General features: G+C 61.3%; 19 protein-coding genes. 10 read left to right on the top strand and 9 right to left on the bottom strand.

The features are described from left to right. Positions 1 to 21 precede the first annotated feature (21 nt). On the top strand, positions 22 to 1,848 hold the full coding sequence (locus HOC_RS13175) for a PhoX family protein (protein WP_206741572.1): 1,827 nt from the start codon (positions 22 to 24) through the stop codon (positions 1,846 to 1,848). A 216-nt stretch (positions 1,849 to 2,064) separates the two neighbouring features. On the opposite strand, the gene HOC_RS13170 is transcribed toward HOC_RS13175, so the two are convergent. The 3 genes from HOC_RS13170 to HOC_RS13160 form a co-directional block, all read right to left on the bottom strand. Continuing rightward, entirely contained in the window at positions 2,065 to 3,372 is a 1,308-nt protein-coding gene (locus HOC_RS13170; protein ID WP_035539370.1) for a type II toxin-antitoxin system HipA family toxin, read from the bottom strand. Continuing rightward, positions 3,369 to 3,728, bottom strand: coding sequence for a helix-turn-helix domain-containing protein (locus HOC_RS13165; protein WP_035539367.1), 360 nt, complete (start codon positions 3,726 to 3,728; stop codon positions 3,369 to 3,371). The genes HOC_RS13170 and HOC_RS13165 overlap by 4 nt, the downstream gene beginning before the upstream one ends. 157 nt (positions 3,729 to 3,885) lie before the next feature. Beyond that, positions 3,886 to 4,233: a hypothetical protein gene (locus HOC_RS13160; protein WP_035539366.1), complete on the bottom strand. Its 348-nt coding sequence runs from the start codon at positions 4,231 to 4,233 to the stop codon at positions 3,886 to 3,888. A 233-nt stretch (positions 4,234 to 4,466) separates the two neighbouring features. Here HOC_RS13160 and HOC_RS13155 point away from each other — a divergent pair, with 233 nt between their 5' ends. The 5 genes from HOC_RS13155 (at position 4,467) to HOC_RS13135 (ending at position 8,891) form a co-directional block, all read left to right on the top strand. Further along, the gene (locus HOC_RS13155) at positions 4,467 to 5,663 is read left to right on the top strand and encodes a tetratricopeptide repeat protein (RefSeq protein ID WP_156950487.1); all 1,197 of its coding nucleotides are present in this window, start codon (positions 4,467 to 4,469) and stop codon (positions 5,661 to 5,663) included. Further along, positions 5,660 to 6,259, top strand: a complete 600-nt coding sequence (locus HOC_RS13150) for a HupE/UreJ family protein (RefSeq protein ID WP_051624865.1) — start codon at positions 5,660 to 5,662, stop codon at positions 6,257 to 6,259. Before HOC_RS13155 ends, HOC_RS13150 begins: the two co-directional genes overlap by 4 nt. A gap of 7 nt (positions 6,260 to 6,266) precedes the next feature. After that, the gene (locus HOC_RS13145; RefSeq protein ID WP_035539363.1) at positions 6,267 to 6,845 is read left to right on the top strand and encodes a hypothetical protein; all 579 of its coding nucleotides are present in this window, start codon (positions 6,267 to 6,269) and stop codon (positions 6,843 to 6,845) included. Between the two features lie 169 nt (positions 6,846 to 7,014). After that, positions 7,015 to 8,598 carry a DUF4331 domain-containing protein gene (locus HOC_RS13140; protein ID WP_035539362.1) on the top strand — a complete coding sequence of 528 codons (1,584 nt, stop codon included), beginning with the start codon at positions 7,015 to 7,017 and terminating at the stop codon, positions 8,596 to 8,598. Positions 8,599 to 8,609: 11 nt separating this feature from the next. Then, entirely contained in the window at positions 8,610 to 8,891 is a 282-nt protein-coding gene (locus tag HOC_RS13135; RefSeq protein ID WP_156950486.1) for a hypothetical protein, read from the top strand. 54 nt (positions 8,892 to 8,945) lie between these two features. Here the strand turns inward: HOC_RS13135 and HOC_RS13130 are convergent, their stop codons facing one another. Next, positions 8,946 to 9,773, bottom strand: coding sequence for a type II secretion system minor pseudopilin (locus tag HOC_RS13130; RefSeq protein WP_035539355.1), 828 nt, complete (start codon positions 9,771 to 9,773; stop codon positions 8,946 to 8,948). Beyond that, positions 9,770 to 10,405, bottom strand: a complete 636-nt coding sequence (locus HOC_RS13125; protein ID WP_084146312.1) for a PulJ/GspJ family protein — start codon at positions 10,403 to 10,405, stop codon at positions 9,770 to 9,772. Before HOC_RS13125 ends, HOC_RS13130 begins: the two co-directional genes overlap by 4 nt. A 50-nt stretch (positions 10,406 to 10,455) precedes the next feature. Between HOC_RS13125 and HOC_RS22195 the strand changes: the two genes are divergently transcribed. Beyond that, positions 10,456 to 11,103 (top strand): hypothetical protein, encoded by a 648-nt coding sequence (locus HOC_RS22195; RefSeq protein ID WP_156950485.1) that lies wholly within the window; start codon positions 10,456 to 10,458, stop codon positions 11,101 to 11,103. On the opposite strand, the gene HOC_RS13115 is transcribed toward HOC_RS22195, so the two are convergent. The 4 genes from HOC_RS13115 to gspL are packed head-to-tail and all read right to left on the bottom strand — an operon-like array spanning position 11,092 to position 15,375. Next, positions 11,092 to 12,318, bottom strand: a complete 1,227-nt coding sequence (locus HOC_RS13115; protein ID WP_035539349.1) for a type II secretion system F family protein — start codon at positions 12,316 to 12,318, stop codon at positions 11,092 to 11,094. The genes HOC_RS22195 and HOC_RS13115 overlap by 12 nt on opposite strands. After that, the gene (locus HOC_RS13110) at positions 12,315 to 13,796 is read right to left on the bottom strand and encodes a GspE/PulE family protein (RefSeq protein WP_035539347.1); all 1,482 of its coding nucleotides are present in this window, start codon (positions 13,794 to 13,796) and stop codon (positions 12,315 to 12,317) included. Before HOC_RS13110 ends, HOC_RS13115 begins: the two co-directional genes overlap by 4 nt. Further along, positions 13,793 to 14,278 (bottom strand): type II secretion system protein GspM, encoded by a 486-nt coding sequence (gene gspM / locus HOC_RS13105; protein WP_035539344.1) that lies wholly within the window; start codon positions 14,276 to 14,278, stop codon positions 13,793 to 13,795. The genes HOC_RS13110 and gspM overlap by 4 nt, the downstream gene beginning before the upstream one ends. Beyond that, a complete protein-coding gene (gene gspL, locus HOC_RS21305) occupies positions 14,275 to 15,375 on the bottom strand; it encodes a type II secretion system protein GspL (protein WP_051624864.1) in 1,101 nt (366 codons plus the stop codon). Before gspL ends, gspM begins: the two co-directional genes overlap by 4 nt. A 62-nt stretch (positions 15,376 to 15,437) precedes the next feature. Here gspL and gspG point away from each other — a divergent pair, with 62 nt between their 5' ends. The 3 genes from gspG to HOC_RS13085 are packed head-to-tail and all read left to right on the top strand — an operon-like array spanning position 15,438 to position 17,151. Then, positions 15,438 to 15,917, top strand: coding sequence for a type II secretion system major pseudopilin GspG (gspG, locus tag HOC_RS13095; RefSeq protein WP_051624875.1), 480 nt, complete (start codon positions 15,438 to 15,440; stop codon positions 15,915 to 15,917). Next, a complete protein-coding gene (gene gspI, locus HOC_RS13090) occupies positions 15,914 to 16,312 on the top strand; it encodes a type II secretion system minor pseudopilin GspI (RefSeq protein ID WP_156950484.1) in 399 nt (132 codons plus the stop codon). The genes gspG and gspI overlap by 4 nt, the downstream gene beginning before the upstream one ends. After that, positions 16,309 to 17,151, top strand: coding sequence for a type II secretion system protein N (locus tag HOC_RS13085; protein WP_035539338.1), 843 nt, complete (start codon positions 16,309 to 16,311; stop codon positions 17,149 to 17,151). Before gspI ends, HOC_RS13085 begins: the two co-directional genes overlap by 4 nt. Positions 17,152 to 17,154: the final 3 nt, after the last annotated feature.

Below are 17,154 nucleotides of genomic sequence, written 5' to 3'. Positions count from 1 at the left end.
AAGCGAACAGAGGCTGCCCCCTTGGGCAGCCTCATTTCCCGCAGGACCGTCCTGATCGGGATGGGTGCCAGCGCCGCCAGCCTGGCTGCCTGCAAGACCCCTGTCGCGCGTGAAGGCTCCACCCTGGCATTCCGGGAAATATCCCTCATGAAGACACCAGGCGAAGTCCTGCCGGAAGGGTATCGCTCACGCGTCATCATCCGATGGGGCGACGCCCTCTTTGAAGACGTCCCGGACTTCGATCCTGCAACGCTGACCCCGGACATCGCTGCCCGGCAGTTTGGCGTCAATAATGACTTTCTCGCCTTCCTGCCGCTCGGCGATGATCCCTCACGCGGCCTGCTATATGCCAATCACGAATATCCGAACCCGCACCTTATGTGGACGGGCCTGTCCGAGCATAGCGCCGCCCGCGAGATGACGGACAATCAGGTCGCCGTCACCATGGCGAGCGTAGGTGGTTCGGTTGTGGAGTTGCGCAAGGCCGACGGTGCCTGGCAGCCCGTGCGCGACAGTCAGTACAATCGCCGCATCACGGCCACCACGCCAATGCGTATCTCCGGACCGGCCGCAGGTCATCCGAGACTCCAGACCCAAGCCGATCCGACCGGTACGCGCGTGCTCGGAACGTTGTCCAATTGCAATGGCGGCGTGACGCCCTGGGGCACGATCCTGACATGCGAAGAAGGCGCCGGCGAGATATTCGGGGGCGACTGGCAATCGGCGCCGGACCACGCGCTTCTCAAACGCTATTACTATGACGACACCGACAATGACCGCTGGGGCTGGACCCGCGTCGCTCCGCGCTTCTCGCTTGAGAATGAACCCAATGAACCGAACCGGTATGAATGGGTCGTCGAGATCGACCCCGCCGATCCGACATCAACACCAGTGAAACGCACGGCCCTGGGGCGGTTTGCGCACGAGGGCGCAAGCACAATCTTGGCACCCGACGGCCGCGTCGTGGTCTATCTCGGCGACGATTGGGAATTTGAATATTGCTACCGGTTTGTCAGCACGCATCCGGTGCGGCCCGGCGGCGCGGCAGCCAACCGCGACCTGCTTGATGAGGGCGTGCTGTTCGTCGCGCAGTTTGAAGCGAACGGGCAGCTGAAATGGATTCCGCTTGTGTTTGGCCAGGGACCCTTGATTCCCGAAAACGGATTCCACTCCCAGGGCGACGTGCTGATCAATACACGCGGCGCCGCTGACCTTGTCGGCGCAACGCCGATGGATTCGCCCGAAGGCTTTGCGCCCAATCCGGTAACTGGAACCGTGATCATCGCGCTCACCAGCAATGACGACCGCAGCGATCCAGACCCCGCCAATCCCCGCGCCAATAACCGGTACGGGCACTTGCTGGAACTGCGGCCACCTCAGACCGTCAATGGCCGTGACCATGCTGCGGATACGTTCGCATGGGAAGTGCTCGCGCTTTGCGGCGATCCCGCGACCCCGGACCACGCGACCAGGTTCCATCCGGCCACCTCCTCGAATGGCTGGTTTACCGATCCGGACAATATCGGATTTGATCCCACAGGACGTCTCTGGATTTGCACTGATGGTGTACAACCGAGCGGCCATGACGGGCTTTATGCAATGGACCTGGAAGGCTATGGGCGCGCCCTGCCGAAATTGTTTTATGCCCCGCCTGCCGGCGCCGAGTGCTGCAGCCCTACCTTCATCGACAATGGCGCAACCCTGCTCCTCGGGATCCAGCATCCGGGCGAAGGCGCCGCGTCGCTAGACCTGACACCGACGCGGTGGCCGGACTTCGATCCGACGCGCCCGCCGCGCCCATCGATTGTCGCGATCAGGCAAGTGGCTGGGCGGTCAGTCGGCGACTAGGCAGATGGTATCCAATATGTTCCGCCGGATCTTACTGCATGAGGCGATCGCCGGGGACCAGTACGGTTGCGGCACGCTCCCTACCAGCGCGGGGCACTGCGCTCCCCTGCCCTGCCCTGCCGTCTCCGGCATGACGCTGACCGAGCCTTGAACGCGCGTGACCGACACACGGTCACGCGCGGTAGACGTCGAACCTCTTGGGCGGCGCACGGTAAATCAGGCGAACAGGTTGCGGCGGTGCGCCCGCGCGATCCGTGCCATCTCGCTGTCCGGTATCTGGGCCGCTTGCGCATGCTCATGCCATTTGGCGACGGCCTGAGAGACCTCCGCCAGGATGGTTTTGGCCCTGGCTGGCTTGATGCCGCCGACGCCCGCGAAGGCGATCAGGTCGTCGATCTCGAATCTGTCACGCTTGCCGTTGACGCTCATCTGATGCTGGCGCGTCCACGCACCGGACGGATTGTAGGAATAGGCGATATCAAAAGCGGGCGACAGGCGCCAGACGCCTTGCCGGTCCATCAGGAAGGCGATGTTCTTGACGTGGTCGTCCTGGTTGCGGGCGACGAGATTGAAGAAGGTCCGTCGTACCTGCCGCTCGACATCGCGCGTCGGCAAGCCGAGCCGCCGGATCGCCTGTAGCACCTGTTCATAGGCATAGGCGCCGGCGGAATTGAAATCATAATGCATGAGCGCGCCGAGCGACTGCATGTGCAGCTTCGCCCCGGTCTGCGTTCTGTCAAACCGCTGGGTCATGAAATGCGCGCGGCCCCCCTCCAGGTGGAGGTTGCAGTCTTCCATGTCGATGCCTGCCGCACGGGCCATCAGGGAATAGGCATATTCGATCCGGCCAAAGCCTTGCGGGTCAGCCAGCTCCTTGTCGCGGTTGGCGTCCACGCCGTCAAATTTCATCAGCCACTGGCTGAACCCCTCGCCCGACGGCGCCTGGCCCGAGCGGAATTCGCCCGTATCCGGATTCCAGGCGAGGACAGCCTTGGCGCGCGCACCGCCTGCCGAGGTACCGACCCGGAGAATGTCTTCAATCGCGTGTTGGTCGTCGACGCCGGTAAACTTGCCTTCCAGCGCAATCCTGTCATCGAGCACACGATTGGCGAGCGCGACCAGCGCTTCAATGTCGACCTGCCGTGACGTGTTGGGTGCATCGCTCATTAAAGGCCTGAATTCGAGCGCGCCCATGCCGCGCGTGCCTGTATAGCAAAGACGCTCAACCGGCGTGAAGCTTCCCGGTTCACGTCCCCGGCGCGATAGCCACGCATTGATGAGCGCATTGCCAAACTTGTCTGGAAGGCTGTCGGCCAGAAGGCCAGGCAGGCCCTTGAACGTTTCGCGCGACAGCGATGGAAACTCATAGGGCGCGTCTGTCAGCGGCATCATCATTGGGGCGACCTGGATATCGGACGCGGCAAACTCCGGTGTATACTGGAACACGCCGATTTCGCGGTCCGGCAGCCAGGTCACCGCGCCGATGTCACTGCCCCACAAGATGACACGGGCCGTATCGGTCATGCGTCAGGTTCCGTGTCGCCCCAGGCCCACGGGGCGGTGGCGGATCGCTTGCTACTGGCGCGCTGGCGTTCGCCGCCGTCGAGACGGACGCGGTCGACAGGCCGGACAGCGGGATCGGGCAATAGCGCGGCCAGGTGATCGGTCAGCCTCAAGGCCTGCATGATCCGGATAAAGGAATCGAGCGATATGGATTGGCCGTCGGCAAGCCGTGTAAGCGTGCTTCTGGAGACGCCCGCTTCGTCGGCAAGGTCGGCCTGGCTGATATTGCGGCTCAGGCGAATCTCGTCGAGCCGCTTGCAAAGCGCCTCAATGAGCGCCTGGCTGGAGGAGGTTGCGAAGTCAACTTTATGCGTCATTTATCCTGCACAATACTCTTTATTTGCCGACAATGCGTCAGATATAGGACACTATATCACTCGAATTAATAAATCCTGTATACGTCTTTTTTGACGCATAGTGGCCAATAATATCTTGTATTGCATCAAATATGCCGCTTTATATAGCGCGTGTTGTCTAGAGTGCTATCGGAGGCGCTGACTCTACCAGCATAGGTACGGCAACGCTTGCGCCGCAGGTGACCAGACTCTCGTCCCCCGAGCGACTGAGTTCTAGCCAGGGGTAGAGTTTGAGTATCTCGGCAACATGTCCTGGTCGCCTGCCGAGAAGGCGCCCATGAGATGCTGCAGCCAATGCAGGATCGCCCACGCGGAGCTGGATTTCGGAATAGTGGTTGAGCGCGGCAATCGCTTCAGCGAGCGTGACGTCCGTGAACTGCAGGATACGCCTCTGCCAGGTGAGGGTCTCGCTTGTGTCGACTTGCATGAGGGCTGCGATGGCGCCGCCGCTTAGAATAAGGCCCATTGATAACGATTTTTACGTCTGGCCTCATTATTGATATGAAATGAGGACGCACGGTTACTGACGGTGGCAACGGCGGGCCAGAAGACACACTTCATTTGCATTGAGCATGATGAGGGGAAAGCAGCAATCTACGGCCTTAGATCAAGCCTCCAGAATCATATTCCAGCGGCGCCGCATCCCGGCAACGCCGCCCAGCGTACCTGATGTGTTCAAACAGGCGCTGCTGGAACGAGATGAATCGCTTTTCAACATCATGCGCGGGATTGGGTCTGGGGCTCTTCCTGGCTGTGCTCGCCTCCCCCATGGCTGCCGGAAATCCCGGGCCGCTTGGCCCGAAGGCAATGCACTATCCGCCAGCGGTGCAGGCCGCTGCCTTGCAGACGGGCACAAGGCGCCTCAACGCCGGCGAAGCAACCCAGGCTGCCCGTCTCTTCATCAATAGCGGTCGCGAGCGTGGGGATGCACGCTTGGTGCAGATCGGCCTTGATACGCTGGCCCCGTTTCTTGACACGCAGGCCGATGCGCAGGTGCAGGTCCTTGCGGCGATTGGACGACAATATCTGCATGATTTCGACGGTGCGCTCACCCTGCTCGACAGCGCCGCTCATCTGCAACCTGCCAATCCCGGCTTGCTGCTTACACGTGCCAACATTCTTGTCGTTCAAGGCCGCTTTGGAAATGCACGAACCGATTGCCGCGGGCTCGCGCGGTCCGGCGCATTCGATCTGGCGTTGATCTGCGCTGCAACGACGGAGATGCTTTCGCCGGGCGCCCCGGCCGCATATGACAGGCTCGCGGGATACATGGCGCTAAAGCCCATAATGGAACCGCCGATGCGCGGTTACGCCTATAGTGTCCTTGGAGAGATTGCCTGGTACACGGATCAGCCCGAGACAGCAGAGCGCCAGTTCACCCGTGCCATCGCCGCCGATCCGGACAATATACGGTCCGCCGCACTGATGGCCGATTTTCGCCTTCGCCAGGGCGACCCTGCCCGTGCCCTGCACGCCCTTGAAGGCAAGCCGCCGACAGACGCAATACTTGTGCGTCGGGCGATCGCCTGCAAACAGCTTGAAAAGCCGACCTGCCTTCTCAAGGCGCGCAGACAGCTTCGCGCCCATCTCGCTGCCGAACGCAAACTGGGAAGCTTTGCCCATGCGCGCGAGGAAGCGCGGTTCCTGCTCGATGTCGAGGAAAGGCCTGACGAAGCGCTGGAGCGGGCCCGGCTCAACTGGACCCTTCAGAAGGAGTTCGAAGATGCCGATGTCCTTCTGCGCGCGGCGCGGCAGGCTGATGACAACACTGCTGCAGCGATTGTCACGACGTGGCTGTCTGACAACAATCTCTCGATTCCCGCTCTCGGGGCGCAGGCTGCTCCAGCCGCAGCGACACGATTTGTTTCAATGCCCAGAACTGGATCTCAGCCTTGAACACTTTCAATAATCCCCGCGCGCTGCTCGTTGCGTTCCTCGTTCTGTTACTATTACCCCCAGCCGCAATGGCCCATACGGGAGAAGGCCTGACGGGCGGGTTCCTGAGCGGGTTTGTCCACCCTATCCGCGGATGGGACCATGTTGCCGCGATGGTGGCTGTGGGCCTATGGGGGACGTTCCTCGGTCGGCCGGCAATCTGGATGCTTCCCGTCGTGTTTCCGCTGGTCATGGCTCTGGGCGGCGCCATCGGGGTGATGGGACTTCCGCTGCCGGGCGTCGAAACAGGTATTGCACTTTCGTCCGTCGTCCTCGGCGCGCTGATCCTCGGCAAGGCGCAGCTACCATTGTGGAGTGCCGTCATTCTTGTCGGGATATTTGCGATCTTCCATGGTTATGCCCACGGAATTGAGCTGCCCACTGCCGCGAACCCGGTGTCGTTTGCGATTGGGTTCGTTTTTGCAACAGGCTTGCTCCATCTTGCCGGCATCGGTTTGGGCCGGGTGACGGCCCTGCCGCGCGGCGCCATCCTCGTGCAAGCGGCCGGAGCGTTGATTGCTGCGACCGGCACCGGATTCCTGCTGGGCGTATTCTGATGAATGTATGCCAGGCGTGACCCATGCAAGCCTCGTCGCATTTCTCTTGTCTGGTGCAGGTGATGTGCAGGCAGGGTATGTGTCTGACGACCTGAAAGTCGCGCAGATCATGCTGGTGCTCGCTGCCGGCATGTTCATTCCGGGCCTGGCAGGGTCGGGCCTGAGGCCTGCCGGTGCTGCGCTTGTGGCAGGCGCAGGCGCAGGCCTCCTGCTTGCTGTCTGGCTAGGCGCGCCGCGCGTTCTACCCGCACTGCTGATTTTAATTTCAGCCCTGCTCGGTATAGGCGTGGCGATGCGCTTCAGAACTTCAGGAACCCTTTCCTCCTTGATCATTCTTTTGATTGGCATTGCCTTCGGACTTGCCTGCATTCCGTTCAACGCCCGCTTTCCAGCAGCGCTTGGTCTCACAGCGACAAACCTGATAGCCGGCGCAGGCGCCATGATTTGCCTCACGTTTCTGGTGTCAGGTCTCGTCGCTGAAGCGGCGCCCGCATGGCGCGCCATCGCCCTCAGGATCGCCGGGTCATGGATCGTCGCAATAGCCGTCCTGCTCATCGCCGTCAGCTGGCAGGCGACCATTTTATGAACTGAACGACAGATTGTTTGTCCGTGGGTGCACCAGTGGAAGAGCGGGACACGTATCTTCCATGCGCCTGCTCCTCAAGGGCGTGTTTACAACCCGCCTTCCCACGCCATCGGCATCCTCGAGTTTTGGACGGGGAGCTTCGAGCGATAGGCCAACCTGGAGACTACCAATGCTACTGAAGCGCTCTCTATTGATATCTGGCGCGGCCATCGGAGCCCTTTGCGCTGTGGCCATCCCAAGCTGGGCATCCAGCCACCGCGAAGCGCCCGGCACGACCGAACAGCCCAAGATCGACGGGACCGATTTTTACATGTTCAAGAGTTACGAACCAGGCCGCGACCAGTTCGTTACCTTCATCGCGAACTACCAGCCGCTTCAGGATCCATATGGGGGCCCGAACTATTTCACCATGGATCCGGACGCGCTTTACGAGATCCATATCGACAGTGACGGCGATGCCGTCGAGGACCTGACTTTCCAGTTCGACTTTGACAACCGTCTCGTCAACGACACCGGCGTCACCCTGAATATTGCCGGCAAGGATATTCCCATTGCCCTTCGTGCAGCAGGCCCTGTGGGGGCGCCAGAAGACGGCACGCTCGGCGAAAACGAATACTACTCACTCACCCTGGTGTCTGGCGACCGCCGGTCGGGCACACGCGATGCGATCAAGAATGCCAGTGACGGTTCAACAGAGTTCGTCAAGCCACTCGACAATGTCGGTAACAAGACAATCGCCGACTATCCGGCTTATGCAAGTCAGTTTGTGTATGATGTCACAATCCCGAACTGCGCCGTCAACGGACGCGTCTTCGTCGGTCAGCGGGCAGAAGCCTTTGCCGTCAATCTGGGCGAAATCTTCGATCTCGTGAACCTTGTGCCGATCGAAGGTGACAGCGCTCCTGGCGCAGGTGACGGCGGCGGATTTCCCGGCGGCATCACGCAGGATCGCGCCAATGACGATCTTGTCGGCAAGGCAAATGTCACGTCGCTGGCGATCGAGGTTCCGGTGGATTGCCTTGTAGGCTCGGGCAATGGCGTCATCGGCGCCTGGACAACTGCCAGCCTTCCGCAGGCCAATATCGAGGACCCGCTGCCAACTTATGCGCAGACTTCGCTCTATGGCGGCGCTTATGTCCAGCAGTCACGCCTTTCGGCGCCACTGGTCAATGAAGTTGTAATCGGTCTGCCGCAAAAGGATCTCTTCAATGCAGCCGAACCGACACAGGACAGCGCGCTGGCCGACTATGTGACAAATCCGACCCTGCCTGCCATCCTCGATCTTCTGTTCAGGGACGCAGTCAATCAGACCCTTGGAACCAGCATCGATAATCTTGCCCCAACCAACATCCCGCGGGACGATCTCGTCGCGGCCTTCCTGACAGGCATTCCAACCCTCAACCAGCAGGCCACCATCACGCCTTCGGAAATGATGCGGCTGAATACCGGCATTGCCCCGACCCCGCGCGCTCAGCAGAGCACGTTCGGTGTGGCAGGTGATGATCTGGCCGGCTTCCCGAACGGCCGCCGCCCCGGTGACGATACAGTGGATATCGCCCTCAGGGTCGTAATGGGTGCGCTCTGCTATCCGGTGCCAATCAACGGAACACCGACCGACCTCGGTTTCTGTACATCCGATGATGCCCCGGTCGGCAATGTCCCCTTCACCGACGGTGCGCCGATCAGCGCGACAGAGTTGAAGAATGCATTCCCCTACCTGAACGATCCGATCGCAGGGTCGCCCAACAATTAAGGACAGATCCTATGACTGCGAACATTTGGAAACCTTTGAGGCTGGCAATGCTGGCCGGAGCCGCCAGCCTCACGCTCGCTGCCTGCGGGAATGGCGGCGGGAATGATGTCTTCATGCCGCCCTCGCCACCTCCACCCCCACCGCCGCCAGCCAATTTCGAGGCCCAGTTCGGTGCCGGGTTTGCAGCGGCTTTCGGGAATATGGCGACGGATGATCCCAATCCGGTCACTGCAGGTGACGTTAACGCCATAGACAAGACAGCCGACCCGGTTGACGTGCCCGATCCGTCCTAGCACTGACGACATCATTCCAAATGACGGCGGCGGACACCATGTTCGCCGCCGTTTCTATATTCCGGTATCTCGCCGGATGACCCGGACCTCGACCCGGGCGCCGCTCCCCCGCCGCTCGAGCAGGCTGAGTGAATGGACCTGGGCGCTGCCCCAGCTGACAGAGACATCTACAGAAATAAACAGGCTTGTAAGAGCGGTGCCGGCCGGCGCGATCAAGCCGGTCTTGCTCATGTTTTCGCGGCTAATGTATGTCTCGCGGCTGCGAAGGGCCATAAGCCTGCCGGCCGCAAGCGGGTTGTCAAAAAGGGCGGCGATCAGGCTGTTACTTGCGGTGTTGAGATTAACCGGTGTCGGTTCTGGCAAGGCACAGGAAAAGTCCTTGAGTATGGCAATGTCGGTTTCCGGAAAGCCCAGGGCCGCCAGGTCTTGCAAGTCATTCACGGGACCATGCAGTGCCAGCGCAGCTGCGACGCGAACCTCAAGTCCGCTATCCTCGCCTGATGCCGCGACGATCCGACCTAGCATGGCCCTTGCCGCGAGATTGCCATCGGCGAGATTATTGAGGTTGAAAAGCGACTGCTCGTCACGGATGGTCACCGACAGGGACCCTCTAGATGTCGTGATTGGTGATTGCGATGCCAGATACCAGGCTTCACCATAATGGTCGACATCCGATCCGGCCTCACCATCCTGTCTGAAGGCGGAAACGACAGAAGCCTCCGCACCGCGCAACAGGGCCTGCGCCTGAATCCGATCGGCCGACCTTTCCGTGAAACTGGTGGCCTGATCCTGCACAGTCATCAGCGTTAACGCCATTGCGCTTGCGAAGGCGACAATCACCAGAACCTGAACGAGGACGATACCGGATTCGGTTTGTTTCATGGCGCGAACGCATCCGGCAACTCGAACAGTCCCTGGACTGTTCCGGTGAGGGCTCCGGGTTGATCGGGCATGCGCATCTCGATACGCACCGCCCTCGGTTGAAGCGCGTCATCAGATGGCCAGCGCGTCCACTCGGTCATGCCTGAATCAATGACGGTGAACCTCACATCGCTAACGGGAAAAAAGCTGGTTGCGCCGTTCAGGCAGTCGTCCGGTTTACGCCGGAGCGCGCCGTCTTCCATGGCCAGCGTGAGCGGCTTCCTCGCCCCACACACCTGCGTCAGGATCGTCAGCGCGCCCGTGTCGAGCGTGAGGGATGCCGGGTCGGCCTGTGCAAAATCATCCGTCAGGTCCGACAGGATCACTTGCAAGTCCTGCAGCCTGTCGTAGCGGGAACCGATGCGGGACTGAAGGCCTGCCAGCGTATCGACGAGCGTAAAGCCGGCAAGGCTCACCAGGCTCACGATGGCGAGCGACACGATCACTTCAATCAATGAAAAACCCTGGTCTGCACCAAGGCGCCTGTTGCCTGCATCCAGATCCTGCCCGCCTGTCGTATCTGAAGCCGCAATGCGGAGCCAAAGGCATGTCGCCACCCTCTCAAGGCCACGACGACCCGTCCTATCGGTCATCTTCCCCCTCCCCTGATTGGCACATATGGGGCGCTGCTGCAGGCTGCGGATTGATCACGTTCATCGCAGCACTGGCTGCATCTGCCCCCGCAGAGCTTGTCGGCACGTTTGGTCCGCCATTAAGTGAAGCTTCCTTTTCCGGATCTTTCTGGCACGGTAGCGCCCGCATGCCGCAGGGCAGCGCAGTCGGATGGGCGGTGTCACCCCTGGAGACCATCCAGACGGGATCTCCTTCAGGCAGATGGTCATTTGAGGACGCAGACTCACGGCTGATCGGCCGGATGAAACTTGGCAGGAGCCTGTCACTGACGGATATCACGGGGGTCGTCGCGATTGCAGACCTCAGCCATATGGCAGATGCCGATCCTGGCACCTGCGGCCTCTCAGCCCGCATCGATAATGCGCAGCTGATATTGGTCGACGATCGGATAATGCTGGATGGCGTAGCCACAACCCGTGCCGGTCGATGCGCAGAGCGGGATGTGCCAGCTCTGGATGTGGTCTCCGCTGCAACTGACGGATCGAGCAAAATCAGTGTGCGCGCCGCAGGAACGGTCTTGTCCACGGTCGCCTTGGGGAAGCGGGGCAACGCTGTTATAACCGTCACCCCCGCCGGGTCCCGCCTTTTTCTGGGACGCGACACGGCCTCTGAAACCATTCTTGAGATAGGATTGCGTGGCACTCAATCAGACTCCTGACAGCGTGTTGAGGCTGACAATCGGGGTCAGGATCGCCATGACGATAAAGAGCACGATGCTGCCCATGACCAGCAGGACCATCGGTTCCATCAGGGCCACCAGTGCCTTGGTCTGGGCCGCAAGTTCCTTCTGTTGATCCCTTGCTGTCCGGGCCAGTGCCGGACCAAGCTCGCCCGATCGCACGGCGCTGGTCACAATGGCCAGCATCATGGGCGGCACGACACCGGTGCGCGCGAGCGCTTGGTCCAGTGCCATGCCTTCAGCAACCTCGCTGGCTGCCATCCGGATCCGGTCAGCAACATGATCATTGCTGGCCACCCCCGCCGCTGTCCTGAGTGCGTGCACAAGCGGTACGCCGGATTGAATTAGAATGGCAAGGGTCGAGGACACTTCGGCGGCTTGTCGCCGCCGTGTGAACGGGCCGAGCAAGGGTGCCTTCAGCGACCACCGTCCCCACAAACGGCCACCGGCCGGACGTCTCAGCGCCCAGATCATGCCTGCGTAAATCAGTGCAAAAGACAGCAGCATGACACCACCAAAGTGCCGGAGAAATCCAGACATGCCGATCAACAGCTCGGTTGAAATTGGCAGGTCCGTCCCCCGGCGCTGGTACACGGCAACGACATCGGGCACGACCTTCGTCAGGAGAAGGATGATCACCGCGCCGGAAACGAGGGCAAGAAAGGCCGGATAGATTAGGGCCAGCTGCAAGGTCTGGCGGTTCTCCTGACGCGTTTCGGTGTAATCGGCCAGATGCTCCAGTACGATGTCCAGGCGCCCGGAGGCCTCGCCGGCGGCGACGGACGAAATGTACTGTCTCGGAAAGGCGCTGCCCTGGGCCGATAGCGCATCCGCCAGGCTGCGTCCGTCGATAATCTGGTTGCGGACTTCACCCAGAACGGCCCTGACCCGGCCCGGCAGGTCCTGGCGGGCAACAGCAGCGAGGGCTTCCTCGAGCCGGATGGCGTTGGAAACGAGTGACGCGAGCTGCCGCGTGATCAGGGTCAGGGTCTTGGCGCCGATCGCTCGTCTGCCGCGCCTGCCTGTCGCGGCGCCTTGCAAGCCACGCGATCCGGCAGACGTCGGAACAATCCGTACAGGCAACAGGGCCTGACGCCTCAGCGCATGCCGGGCTTCCACGAGGGAGGGTGCCGTGAGGATGCCGCTGCGAGCCTTCCCCGCTTCATCCACGGCATTGTAGCGGAATTCCGTCATGTCGCCGCACCTGTGTCGGCTGCAGCGAGCACTTCTTCAACTGTCGTTATGCCATCCCGGATACGGGTTGCACCGTCCATTGACAGACTGGGTCCGCGTTCACGCGCGCGCGCAACCAGCTCCTGTTCGGATACGCCCGCATGTATGCGCTTTTCCATCTCACCGTCGATTTCGACGACTTCGTAGATCGCCGTCCGGCCGCGATAACCCTGGCCTGCGCAGGCGGCACAGCCTGCGGCGCGATGGACCGGCATGCCTGTATGAGCGCCGGTCCCAAGGCGGGCCGCTTCGGCTTGCGTCAACGTATCGGCAACCTTGCAGTCATCACAAAGTCGCCTCACAAGCCTCTGGGCGATCAGCCCTGAGAGAATTGTCGCCAGCAAGTAGCGGTCGACGCCCATGTCGATCAGGCGCGTGACGCTTGCGATGGCGCTGGTGGTGTGGAGCGTTGACAGCACGAGGTGGCCGGACGTGGTTGCCCGCACGGCTGCAGAGGCCGTTTCCGCGTCACGGATTTCGCCGATCAGGATCACATTGGGGTCCTGACGCATCAGGACGCGGACACCCTCGGCAAAGGTGACGCCTTTTTGAGGGTTCACTTGCATCTGTCCGATCCCGTCAAAGGCGTATTCGATCGGATCTTCCACGGTCATGATGTTTCGCGAGCGATCATTGAGATAGGTGATGGCCGAATAGAGTGTCGTTGTCTTGCCCGACCCTGTCGGACCTGTGACCAGGATCATGCCGCCCGGCTTGGCCAGAAGCCGCTCAGTCACCGCCAGATCACGGACAGTCATCCCGAGTTGGGTCAGCCTGAACTGAGCCGTGGTCCTGTCGAGCAATCGCAGGACCACGCGTTCGCCATACTGCGACGGAATGGTCGAGACCCGCACGTCGACGTCATGGCCACCCACGTTCAGAGTGACCCGGCCATCATGCGGTTTGCGCTTCTCCGCGATATCCAAACCGGCCATGACCTTGATGCGGCTCACCAGCATCGGCGCCAGGCTCCGCTTGGGCTCAATTCGGTCACGCAGCACACCATCAATGCGGAAGCGGATAACCAGTCGGGTCTCATGCGGTTCGATATGAACGTCCGACGCCTTTTCTCGGATGGCTTCCGACAGGAGGGCGTTGATCAGCTGCACGACCGGTGCATTTGCCCGCTCGTCGAGAATATCCTCGGAAGCGGCCGCATCATCTGCGAGCGTTGCAAGGTCGGAACTGGACTCTGCGGCAAGATCGGCAGCCCGGCTGGCGCTCGATTTGTAGGTTTCGGCAAGAAGAGCTTCAAACTCGGATGCGCCTACCTGCCTGAATCCATCAATCCTGCCTGACAACCTCTGGCATTCAAGGAGGACTGGCAGGCTGATGGACTCGCGGTGGAGCAGAACAATACCGGAATCTTCGTCGCCCGACAGCAGAGTGCCGGATCGCAACGCGAAGGCGTAGGGAAAACGCTGTGCCTCCGTGCTCATATGCGCTCCAGCGTCAATTCGGCAGAGACCATTCCCGGTGCGGTCCGCCGCAGGATGTCCGCTTGGACGACAGTGATGGCGTGGTCGCGGGACAATATGTCGAGCCAGCGCATGATCTGCTCGAACTCAGCCGTGTCGAAGGTGACGACGATCCGGCCTGACGACTGCTCGATCCGTTGGACGGGCAGCTTCAGAGCCGAGGCTGTTGCCGACACTGTCTCGCGCAGGCCGGTCGGCGAGCCATCCTCGTCTCCTGTCAACCGCGCATCCTGTGGCAGACCGGCCAGCGTGATACGCGCCATCTCGATACGCGCAATTCGTGAGACTACACCGCTCCGCGCGTCCTGGAGCGGCGCCCAGACAAGGCTCCACCACGCGACGGCGACAAATACACCAGCCGTTCCACCGAGCAGCCACTTGTCCCTGAGGTTTTTTGTTTCCCACCAACCCTTCAGCTGCGGAAGCCGCGCCCTGAAATTCATTGCGGCACATCCTTCACGATCACTGACAGGCGGCCTTCGGCGCCGCCCGGAACGGATGTGGCTGCGCCAAGGTCAGCGGCAATGCCAGACTGATCAAGGCGTGACTCGAGCGACTGGAAGGTGTCCAGGCTATCGGTTTCGATGCTCAGATCCAGGCGCCTGGCTGCCTGCGTGAAGGCCATGGTCTGGACTGACACCGATGGTTCGTCTTGCAGCGCAAGACTCGTTGCAGATAATGTCGACAGGAACAGATCGGGCGGTCGCGCAAGCGTGCGACTGTTCATGGCGTCAATCGCCGCAATCAAGCCGGTGCCGACCGGCGTCTCGGGAAAACGTTCGCGAAAGTCGGCGATCAGTCGCGCTTCCCGATTGTGAGCTATGTGTTGAAGCGCGAGGAGATCACCGGAAGCGATGAGGCTCGTCAGCATGACAAGGACAAGACCCGTTATCGCCGCCAGGTTCAGACTGCGAGCTGCGCTGCTGACACGAGCAGCAAAGAGCCCTTGCCTTAGATTCAGCAGGTCTGCGCGCGCGGGCCATGAAAGAGAGACGGCCTCGCTGGATGGACCATTCTGGTCCAGGATGATGCGACATTCGGGAGACCCGTCTGCCTTGGCAAAGATTGGCAGGAGAGGGATCCGGGTGGCAAATCCCGATCCGTCGGGAAGGCGCACCAGCACCCGCTCGCCAAGGCGGGCAACGTGCCAGACGCCAAAGGGGGGTATGGGAAGGACCAGTACATCCGGAACGATCAGCGCCGTGCCGGCACTGGTCTCGACTGCTTTTGCCCACAAGGCCATTTGGTCGGCATTCACAGCGCAAGCCAGATAGCGGCCATCCTCCAGCTGTCCCCCTGTTGCAAAGTGACACTGCTCGATCGGCTCCCCGAGAAAGGGCTCCATGGCGAACGGGAGGCTGGCCCTGCGTTGGTCGGCGCGTTTCAGCGGCAAGGCGACAGCCGCAAGACGCACCCGCTCGCTCGGGACAAGCATGATATTCGGGTCCAGCAAGATCGGCAGGTTCCCCCCGCATGAACGCAGGCCAGGCGGCTCCATCTCGCCATCCGTCGGTTCCGCCACGCCGCGAGCAGGTTGCATCCTGAATAGCCTTTCCACCGTATCTGTTGCGTCAACAGTTTCTCAGGTCAGATACGATGGAAATGAACGGAACGATGCGATCGCCCTCGCCGCCTGAGGACCCGGCGCTCCCCAAGGATGCGGGCCTGTCGCTGATCGAGACCCTGATCGTTCTGGTGATCATCGGGCTCGTCTCCGCGATGATTGTACCAAAGGTTATCGGACGCCCCGACGAAGCCCGCGTCACGGTCGCACGCAATGACATCGCCGCGATCGCATCGGCCCTTAAAATGTATCGCCTCGACAATCGCACCTACCCCTCGACGGCGCAGGGTCTGCCGGCCCTGGTGGCACGCCCTTCCGGCTCGCCTGAACCTGCCAACTGGCACCCCGAAGGCTACCTTGACGCAGTGCCCAATGACCCATGGGCGCACCCCTACGAATACAGATCGCCCGGCGAAAATGGCGGATTTGACCTTGTCTCTCTCGGCGCCGATGGGAAAATCGGCGGCGAAGGTCAGGACGCCGACATCACGATCCGGGACGGGATCCGATCAAATTGACCCGCCCGCAGAGACACACGCCTGACCCGATGCTTGCAGACCGCGGTTTCAGCCTGATCGAGGTGCTTGTCGCTCTCACGGTCCTGTCAATTGCCGGCGTCGCCTTCATCCGCGTCGCGCAAAGCCATATTGACCGTCTCGACCGACTTGAAGTCCGCGTGCTTGCCGACATCGTGGCTCAGAACACACTGGTGGAACTTCGCCTTGCACCGTCGCGGATCCGTTCAGCCCCCGAGCGGGTGGAGATGGCAGGCCGCGAATGGCGCGTTTCGGTCGAGTCCAGGGCGTCGAGCGATCCTGATCTGGCAGACCTGAACATCTCGGTTTCCGAAGCAGATGCGAAACGCCCGGCGACAACCCTGCACGCTTTCGTCGATACGGCCGGCCCCTCATGAGACGCAATCCGTCCCTATGGGCCATCTGGATTGCTGGCGGCGTGGGCAGCGTCTTCGTTTTGCACAATCTGGCCGGGCTTACGTGGCATGCGCTTGGCTACGTGGCGCTTCCTAATAGCGAAACTACGAGGAATTTTACCCCGCTTGCGGCACCTCAGAACCGGGACACAATCGCGCCGCTACTTGCCTGGGCGCCATTTGGTCATCGCGTTGAGGCGGCGGGACCTTCCGCAGTGCAGGCAACCCTCGATCTCAAGTCCTTGAAACTACTGGCCGTCCGCGTCGCACAAGGCGCGGCGCCGTCGACGGCCACGATTTCCGTCGACGGGGGACCAGCCACCATATTTCAGGTAGGCGATCTCGTCAGTCAAGGCATGCGCCTTGAACATGTCGCCCAGCGCGGCGTGGTGCTGGGAGTCGGGGGACGGTTTGCGGAACTCGGCTTCGCATCTACAAGCCCATCGGGCGGTGCAAGCATACAGACCGCCGGGGAGAGCGCTGCACAAGCGCCTCGCCAGGAGACGATTACCCCCGCTCCCGCCGCCGCCGAGATAATCGATGCTTACCGCCAAAGGGTGATGAGCGATCCTGAAGGACTTGTCCGGCAGTTTAGCCTTGAGCCATCGGCGCAAGGCTATGTTGTCGGCAGCAACCCGCCGGCGGCCCTGCTCGCTGCAGGACTTAAGCCGGGCGACCGGGTGACACGGGTCAATGGTGCATCGGTTGGCAATATTTCATCCGATAGCCGCCTATTTGAAACGGTCATAGCGTCCGGGCGGGCGCGCGTTGAAATCGACCGCGATGGACGTGCCATCATTCTGACGTTTCCGCTGCACTAGGAA

This window comes from Hyphomonas oceanitis SCH89, assembly GCF_000685295.1.
In the GTDB taxonomy this organism is placed as follows: domain Bacteria; phylum Pseudomonadota; class Alphaproteobacteria; order Caulobacterales; family Hyphomonadaceae; genus Hyphomonas; species Hyphomonas oceanitis.
This window is presented reverse-complemented; position numbering and strand designations above follow the sequence as displayed.

Bases quoted from the DNA above. Each gene is read 5' to 3' on its own strand.
- HOC_RS13170 (WP_035539370.1), bottom strand. From the start codon at position 3,372: ATGACCGATACGGCCCGTGTCATCTTGTGGGGCAGTGACATCGGCGCG.
- HOC_RS13165 (WP_035539367.1), bottom strand. From the start codon at position 3,728: ATGACGCATAAAGTTGACTTCGCAACCTCCTCCAGCCAGGCGCTCATT.
- HOC_RS13160 (WP_035539366.1), bottom strand. From the start codon at position 4,233: ATGGGCCTTATTCTAAGCGGCGGCGCCATCGCAGCCCTCATGCAAGTC.
- HOC_RS13155 (WP_156950487.1), top strand. From the start codon at position 4,467: ATGAATCGCTTTTCAACATCATGCGCGGGATTGGGTCTGGGGCTCTTC.
- HOC_RS13145 (WP_035539363.1), top strand. From the start codon at position 6,267: ATGCCAGGCGTGACCCATGCAAGCCTCGTCGCATTTCTCTTGTCTGGT.
- HOC_RS13140 (WP_035539362.1), top strand. From the start codon at position 7,015: ATGCTACTGAAGCGCTCTCTATTGATATCTGGCGCGGCCATCGGAGCC.
- HOC_RS13135 (WP_156950486.1), top strand. From the start codon at position 8,610: ATGACTGCGAACATTTGGAAACCTTTGAGGCTGGCAATGCTGGCCGGA.
- HOC_RS13130 (WP_035539355.1), bottom strand. From the start codon at position 9,773: ATGAAACAAACCGAATCCGGTATCGTCCTCGTTCAGGTTCTGGTGATT.
- HOC_RS13125 (WP_084146312.1), bottom strand. From the start codon at position 10,405: ATGACCGATAGGACGGGTCGTCGTGGCCTTGAGAGGGTGGCGACATGC.
- HOC_RS13115 (WP_035539349.1), bottom strand. From the start codon at position 12,318: ATGACGGAATTCCGCTACAATGCCGTGGATGAAGCGGGGAAGGCTCGC.
- HOC_RS13110 (WP_035539347.1), bottom strand. From the start codon at position 13,796: ATGAGCACGGAGGCACAGCGTTTTCCCTACGCCTTCGCGTTGCGATCC.
- gspM (WP_035539344.1), bottom strand. From the start codon at position 14,278: ATGAATTTCAGGGCGCGGCTTCCGCAGCTGAAGGGTTGGTGGGAAACA.
- gspL (WP_051624864.1), bottom strand. From the start codon at position 15,375: ATGCAACCTGCTCGCGGCGTGGCGGAACCGACGGATGGCGAGATGGAG.
- gspG (WP_051624875.1), top strand. From the start codon at position 15,438: ATGAACGGAACGATGCGATCGCCCTCGCCGCCTGAGGACCCGGCGCTC.
- HOC_RS13085 (WP_035539338.1), top strand. From the start codon at position 16,309: ATGAGACGCAATCCGTCCCTATGGGCCATCTGGATTGCTGGCGGCGTG.